5 protein-coding genes are annotated in these 6,808 nt (G+C 74.3%); 2 read left to right on the forward strand and 3 right to left on the reverse strand.

Translation table 11 applies throughout. The features are described 5' to 3' along the window. Positions 1–12 precede the first annotated feature (12 nt). From ACWGJM_RS45890 to ACWGJM_RS45900, 3 genes are read right to left on the reverse strand one after another with little or no spacing between them, the layout of a single operon-like run. Positions 13–1,026: a glycosyltransferase family 2 protein gene (locus tag ACWGJM_RS45890; protein WP_453417733.1), complete on the reverse strand. Its 1,014-nt coding sequence runs from the start codon at positions 1,024–1,026 to the stop codon at positions 13–15. Further along, positions 1,023–2,660 (reverse strand): carbamoyltransferase family protein, encoded by a 1,638-nt coding sequence (locus ACWGJM_RS45895; RefSeq protein ID WP_453417734.1) that lies wholly within the window; start codon positions 2,658–2,660, stop codon positions 1,023–1,025. The genes ACWGJM_RS45890 and ACWGJM_RS45895 overlap by 4 nt, the downstream gene beginning before the upstream one ends. Positions 2,661–2,713: 53 nt before the next feature. Continuing rightward, positions 2,714–3,709: an NAD-dependent epimerase/dehydratase family protein gene (locus ACWGJM_RS45900; RefSeq protein WP_453417735.1), complete on the reverse strand. Its 996-nt coding sequence runs from the start codon at positions 3,707–3,709 to the stop codon at positions 2,714–2,716. Between the two features lie 354 nt (positions 3,710–4,063). On the opposite strand from ACWGJM_RS45900, the gene ACWGJM_RS45905 reads away from it, so the two are divergent. Continuing rightward, entirely contained in the window at positions 4,064–4,627 is a 564-nt protein-coding gene (locus ACWGJM_RS45905) for a hemerythrin domain-containing protein (protein ID WP_453417736.1), read from the forward strand. 448 nt (positions 4,628–5,075) lie between these two features. Continuing rightward, on the forward strand, positions 5,076–6,323 hold the full coding sequence (locus ACWGJM_RS45910) for an MFS transporter (protein WP_453417740.1): 1,248 nt from the start codon (positions 5,076–5,078) through the stop codon (positions 6,321–6,323). Positions 6,324–6,808 lie beyond the last annotated feature (485 nt).

Consider the following 6,808-nt stretch of genomic DNA (forward strand, 5'->3'; position numbering starts at 1 on the left):
CGGTCTGTGCGTTCACGGCGTGCTCCCGAGCGGTGCGGCCCCGCGGTGGCGGACCAGGCCGGTGAGCCAGTGCCGGACGGCGAGCGGGGGGATGGCCACGCTGGTCGCGGCCATGGTGGCGACCTCGGCGGCGGTCCGGGGCCCGGGCAGGATGCGGGCCAGGGCGAACTCGGCGGTGCCCAGGGCCCACAGGGCGCCGACGGCTCCGGCGGCGCGGCGGCGGCCGGTCAGGGCGAGCACGGGCGCGGCGCACGCGAGGGAGGTGACGAGGGCGTGCCGGGGCAGCCGGCCGCGCGGGGCCCGGGCCCGGTCCCACCAGTCGCGGCCGTGGAGGTGGTTCATCAGCGCGTCGTCGGCGTTGCCGCGCTGGGCCCGTACCGACACCCACGGGTCGGCCGTGCGCACCGGGTGGCGGGTGGTGCGCCGCCCGCGGTGCAGCGTCCAGCCGGCTTCCAGGACCCGCAGCGCCAGGTCGGCGTCCTCCCGGAAGGCGCGGCGGAACCGCTCGTCGAAACCCTGGACGCCGGCCAGCGCCGCCGTCCGGTAGGCCATGTCGGCGGTGGCCCAGGCCGCCTGCTCCAGTCCGGCGGTGCCGCGTTCCCAGTCGGTGGGCCGGCGGTCGGCGGGCAGCGGCACGGTGAGACGGCCCTGGACGCCGCCGGTGGTGGCGGAGGCCTCGGCGAGGTCCTCGGCGAGGCGGTCGGACCAGTCGGGCAGCACCTGGACGTCGTCGTCGAGGAAGACGGTCCAGGGTGAACCGACCGTGCGCCACCCGGCGTTGCGGGCGGCGGCCGGGCCTCGGCCCCCGCTGTCCAGAGTGCGCACGCGGTCGAGGAGGACCCCGGCCGCCCGCAGGGGCAGCGGCTCGGCCGGGACCGGGCGGTCGTCGACGATGACGACCTCCTCGGGCTGGTAGAAGGTGGTGGCGGCCGCGAGCGCGCGCAGGCAGCCGGCGAGGCAGTCACGCCCGATCGTCGGGATGACGACGGAGTAGGCGGGGGCACCCGCCGTGCGGGCATGCGTCATGCGAACACCTTCTTCCGCCGGATCGCGAACGGGCCGAGCGCGAGCAGGTCCACGGGCGCGGAGCCGAAGCACTCCAGGGCGTCGCGCGGGTCGTCGACCATCGGCCGGCCCGCGGTGTTGAGGCTGGTGTTGACCACCACGGGCAGCCCGGTCCGCCGCTCGAACCCGTCGATCACCCGGGCGACCAGCGGCTCGTCCGCGCGGTCCACGGTCTGGATGCGGGCCGTTCCGTCCACGTGGACGACGGCCGGGATCCGCGCGCGCCACTCGTCGGCGACGTCGTGCACGAACAGCATGTACGGGCTGGGCAGCGGCCCGTCGAACAGTTCGGCGGCCCGCTCGGCGAGCACCATCGGGGCGACGGGCCGGAACTCCTCGCGTCCCTTCACGGCGTTGAGGCGTTCCAGGTTCTCGGCGCGTCCGGGGTGGGCGAGCAGCGAGCGGTGTCCGAGGGCGCGTGGGCCGTACTCGCTGCGCCCCTGGAACCAGGCCACCACGCCGTCCCGGGCGAGTTCCTCGGCGACCGTCTCGGCGATGTCGTCGGGCTCCTCGTAGGGGACGGCCGCCCGCTCCAGCCAGGCGCGCAGTTCGTCGTCGTTCCAGCCGCGCCCCAGGGCGGCGGTCGGCATGGCCGCCACCGTCTCCTTCTGGTGGGCGATGTGCAGGGCGGCACCCAGCGCGGTGCCCGCATCGCCGGCGGCGGGCTGCACCCAGATCCGCTCGAAGGGGCCGTCGCGGTGCAGCCGGGTGTTGGCCACGCAGTTGAGCGCCACACCACCGGCCAGCGTCAGCACGTCCTCGCCGCCGGTACGTTCGTGCAGCCACCGCACCAGGCCGAGCAGGACCTCCTCCAGGCAGGCCTGGGCGCTGGCCGCCACGTCGGCGTGCTCCTGCGACCAGGGGGCGCCCGCCGGGCGCGGCGGGACCAGGGACGCCCAGGGCACCGTCCGTGCCCGGAAGCCGCCCTGCTCGTCGAGGTGGACGTACTCGCGCAGCCGGTCGAGGTGGCGGGGGGTGCCGTAGGAGGCGAGGGCCATCACCTTGAACTCGTCGCTGCTGCGCAGGAATCCGAGGTGCTGGGTGAGGTCCTCGTAGAACAGTCCCATGGAGTCGGGCAGCGACTGCGAGCCCAGCACGGTCAGTTCGCGGTTGACGTAGTGTCCGGCGAGGTGGGAGCCGCATTCGCCGCGGCCGTCCAGCACCAGCACGGCGCAGTCCGGATACGGGGAGGCCTGGCCGGCCGAGGCGGCGTGGGCGACGTGGTGGGCGACGAACCGGACCTTCTCCGGGTCCAGTCCGGGCAGCGCCTCGGCGAGGAACTCCGGTGCCCGGCGGGCGTATTCCTGACGCAGGTGGTCCCAGGGGTCGTTCAGCCCCATCCGGTCGGCCGGCCGCGCGAGTTCGGGATCGTAGGAGTAGGCGACCGCGTCCAGGTCGGACGGGGTCAGCCCGGCCTGGTCCAGGCACCATCGGGCGGACAGTTCGGGCAGTTCCCAGGCGGAGAAGGGGAGCGGCCGCTTGCCGTGCTTGCGCCGGCTGAAGCGCTCCTCCTCGGCTGCTGCCACGACCCGGCCGTCCACGACGAGGGCCGCGGCGGGGTCGTGGAAGAGGGCGTTGATTCCCAGGACGCGCATACTGCCTCCGTGGCGGCGTGGTAGGCGGCTTCCCGCGGCTGCGGGCGGCTTCGCTAGAGCTGCGGGGCCGGTTCGCGGACCGGCCGGTCGGCGGCGAAGTGGGCGATGGTCTGCTTGATGCCCTCCTCCCAGGGCACGCGGGGCGTCCAGCCCAGGAGTTCACGGGCCAGGGTGGTGTCGGGGCGGCGGCGCTGCGGGTCGTCGACGGGGCGGTCGACGAACTCGATGCGGGAGGAGGAGCCGGTCAGCTCCACGATGCGGCGGGCGATGTCCCGGACCGGGACCTCGTCGGTGCCGCCGATGTTGACGGGACGCACCGAGCGGCTCGCCGCGACCAGCAGAACGCCCTCGACGGTGTCGTCGACGTAGCACAGGGAGCGGGTCTGGCTGCCGTCGCCCGCGACCGTCAGCGGCTCCCCGGCCAGGGCCTGGCAGACGAAGGTGGGCACGGCGCGGCCGTCGTGGGCACGCATCCGCGGACCGTAGGTGTTGAACAGGCGGACGATCCCGGCGTCGGCGTCCTTGGCGCGCACATGGGCGGTGACCAGTGCCTCCGCGAACCGCTTGGACTCGTCGTACACGCTGCGCGGGCCGACCGGGTTGACGTTGCCCCAGTAGTCCTCGCGTTGCGGGTGCACGAGCGGATCGCCGTACACCTCGGAGGTGGAGGCGAGCAGGAAGCGTGCGCCGTCGCGCTCGGCGAGGGCCAGCATGTTGCGGGTGCCGAGGCTGCCGGCGTCCAGCGTCTCCAGCGGCAGCCGGAGATAGTCGGCGGGCGAGGCACAGCAGGCGAAGTGCAGGACCAGGTCGTACGGTCCCGCCAGCCGCCGCGGCGCGTCGGGCGCGCAGACGTCGCACTCGACGAACCGGAAGCCGGGGCGACCGTCGAGGTGGGCGATGTTCTCGCGCGATCCGGACAGCAGGTTGTCGGCGCAGTCGACTTCGGCACCTGTATTCAGCAGGTGCTCGCACAGGTGGCTGCCGAGGAAACCGGCGCCGCCGGTCACCACGGCCCGACCCCAGGGGGCGCGCGTCGTCGCATCAGTCATGGAAGGCCCTTCGTCCGCGTCACGGTCCCGACAGGGCGCGCAGGGGCGCGCGGGAGTCCGGCGGCCGGGCACGACCCGCCCGGCGCGGGGAAAGAAGCGGGAAAGAAGACTGTGGGGGAAGTGAAAGAACCGGTCGTGGGGGCAGTCGGAGCGGCCGAGCCACTCCTGTGGCCGCCGTGGTCCCGACGGCACTCACACAGGGTTCCCATGTCAGTAGTTTTCACACGTTAACGTCTAGTGTGCGGAAACTCGGCGGTACGCGCGATTCGTGTGAGTCGGCCGTCGCCGGGCACTCGGGGTTCGTGGCGGCGCTCGGAGCCGTCGTGCTCAGGCTGGAGGTCTGGAGGTAAGGACATGGGACACGGTGGGAACGTCATCGACGAACTGGTGACCGATCACCGGGAGGTCGAAAACCTCTTCGGCAAGATCGAGGCGCTGCCGTCCGGTGACAGGAAGCGCAAGGTGTACGCCGACCAGGCCACGATGGAGCTGGTACGGCACTCGGTGGCCGAGGAGGCCTATCTGTACCCGGCCGTGCGGGAGCACGTGGAAGGTGGCGGCACCCTGGCCGACAAGGAGCTCGAGGACCACGCCAAGGCCGAGCAGATCATGAAGGACCTGGAGAGCTGCGAGGCCGACAACCCCGAGTTCGACCGGCTGATGACCTCGCTGATGAGCGAGATCCGCATGCACATCCGCGACGAGGAGCAGAACCTCTTCCCCCGGCTGCGCGCCGCGTGCCCCGCGGACGCGCTGAACGAGCTGGGGGACAAGGTCCGCCAGGCGAAGAAGATGGCACCGACCCGGCCCCACCCGGCCGCCCCGGACAAGCCGCCGGCCAACAAGATGCTGGCGCCGGGCGCCGGGCTGGTCGACCGGCTGCGGGACGCGCTGTCCGGGCGCGGCAAGATGGACTGACGTCCGGCCGGGTTTCCGGCACGTGCGCAGGCGGGCCCGTCGCGGGTGGCGGCGGGCCCGTTTCCATGCGTGCGCCCCGGCTTACGGCGCAGTCGGCTTCACGCGTTGAAACCGGCACCGCGGGACGCCTGTGAGCAAACGCACTGGGCGGGCCAAGCCCTGTGCCCCGCCCGGCACTTGGAGCTTGACGCGGCCGCATGCCGGTGGGCGGTGTCGTCGACTCGGCCGTCCGGCCTGCCACCATGGTCGGCGCCGTGACCGACGCGGTGGAGCGGCCGTGCAGTGCAGCCGGCTTCCTTGGTTTCCGCCGGTGCCCTCTGACTGATCGTTTGCCGAGTACCTCACTTTGACTACCGCCCCCGCCCTGCCCTCCCCTGCGCCCGAAACCGTGCCCCTGACGCCCCGGAAGCCCTCGCGCTCCCCGTGGCGGTCGCTGCGGCACCGGAGCATGCGCTGGTGGTCGGCCGCGAACTTCGTCTCCAACGCCGGTACGTGGATGCAGCTGACGGTGCAGAACCTGCTGGTGCTCCAGATCACCGGCTCCGCCGCGGCCACCGGGCTGTCGATGTCCGTGCAGGCCGCTCCCGCGCTGTTCATGAGCCTGCTGGGCGGCGCGGCCGTCGACCGCTGGCCGCGCAAGCTGACGGTCGCGGCGAGCCAGGCCGTCCTCGGCGCGGTCGCCTTCGCGACGGCCCTGCTGGTGGCGCTGGACCGGCTCGACATGACCTCCCTGCTGGTGCTGGCCGCCGTGACCGGCATCGTCGCCACCGTCGACGGGCCGGCGTGCGCCCTGCTGGGCAACGACCTGGTGCCGGCGGAGGACCTGCCCTCCGCGATCGGCGTGGGCGCGCTCGTACACAGTTCGGGGCGGCTCGTCGGCACCGGCCTGGCGGGCCTGACGGTCGGCTTCCTCGGCACGGGCGCCGCCTACGCGGCCAACGGCCTGTCGTTCCTCTTCGTGGCCTCGGTGGTCCCGTTCCTACGCCCGGTGCGCCCCACGGCACCCCAGCCGCGCCACGCCGCCCCCTCCACCCCCTCCGCCCCCGACATGACCGTGCGCGAGGGCCTGCTGTTCTTCGTGCGCCGCCCCCGCCTGGTCGCGCTCGCCGCCGTCACCGGGCTCAGCTCCGTCTTCGGCCGCAACTACGGGCTCACGCTGGCCGTGCTCGTCACCGGGCCGCTCGCGGGCGGCGCGGGCGCGTTCGGCACGGTGTCCACCGTCCTCGCGGTCGGTGGCATGCTCGGCGCGGTCCTCGGCGCCCGCATGCGCCGGCCCTCGGTACGGCTGGTGGCCACGCTGGCCGCCTCCGGCGCGCTGCTCCAGGTGGCCGCCGCGCTGTCCCCGTCGCTGGCCGTCCTGCTGGTGCTGGTCCTGCCCATGGCCGTGGTCGAGTCCGTCTCCGACACCGCCGGCACGGCGGTCCTCCAGACCGACCCGCCCGCCCACCTGCGTGGCCGCGTCCTCGGTGTCTGGAGCAGCATCGGCACGGTGTGGAGCCTCGGCGGGCCGCCGGCCCTCGGTCTCCTCATGGAGTACGCCGGCGCCCGAGGCGCCCTCATCACCGGCGGCCTCCTCATCGCGGCCCCCATCACCGCCGCCCTCCTCCTACGCTCCCGCCACACCCCGGCCCCGCTCCCACTGCCGACCCGCGAGGGCGACGTCCCGGACCAGGCGGCCCTGGAGACGGCGGCCTGAGGCCGACCGGCCGACACCTTCCAGGACGCGCGGACTACGCCCCTCACCGAAGCCCGTGCCAAAGCGACTCCCACCGGGCCTGCGGCTGCGCAGCGAGCTCTGGCGGGGTGCAGGGACCCAGGGGGCACAGCCCCCGGCAGGGTGCAGGGGGCCCAGCCCCGGGGCGGGGTCCAGGGGCGCAGCCCCGCAGGAGGAGTCCAGGGGACACAGTCCCGGCAGGGTCCAGAGGCACAACCGCGCAGGAGTCCAGAACCCCGCGAGGGCCCAAGGGGCACAGCCCCACGGCAGGGTGCAGGGGCGCACCCCGAGGGGGTTCGGGCGCGTAGCCCCGCAGGATCCAGAGGCACAGTCCCGCAGCGGGCCAAGGGCCGCAGCCCCCGGCGGGATGCAGGGGCGCAGCCCCGCAGGGGTCCGGGGGCGCAGCCCCGCAGGGGTCCGGGGGCGCAGCCCCGCAGGGGTCCGGGGGCGCAGCCCCGCAGGGGTCC

Source organism: Streptomyces sp. NPDC054834 (assembly GCF_053611185.1).

Bases quoted from the DNA above. Each gene is read 5' to 3' on its own strand.
- ACWGJM_RS45910 (WP_453417740.1), top strand. From the start codon at position 5,076: ATGCGCTGGTGGTCGGCCGCGAACTTCGTCTCCAACGCCGGTACGTGG.
- ACWGJM_RS45900 (WP_453417735.1), bottom strand. From the start codon at position 3,709: ATGACTGATGCGACGACGCGCGCCCCCTGGGGTCGGGCCGTGGTGACC.
- ACWGJM_RS45890 (WP_453417733.1), bottom strand. From the start codon at position 1,026: ATGACGCATGCCCGCACGGCGGGTGCCCCCGCCTACTCCGTCGTCATC.
- ACWGJM_RS45895 (WP_453417734.1), bottom strand. From the start codon at position 2,660: ATGCGCGTCCTGGGAATCAACGCCCTCTTCCACGACCCCGCCGCGGCC.
- ACWGJM_RS45905 (WP_453417736.1), top strand. From the start codon at position 4,064: ATGGGACACGGTGGGAACGTCATCGACGAACTGGTGACCGATCACCGG.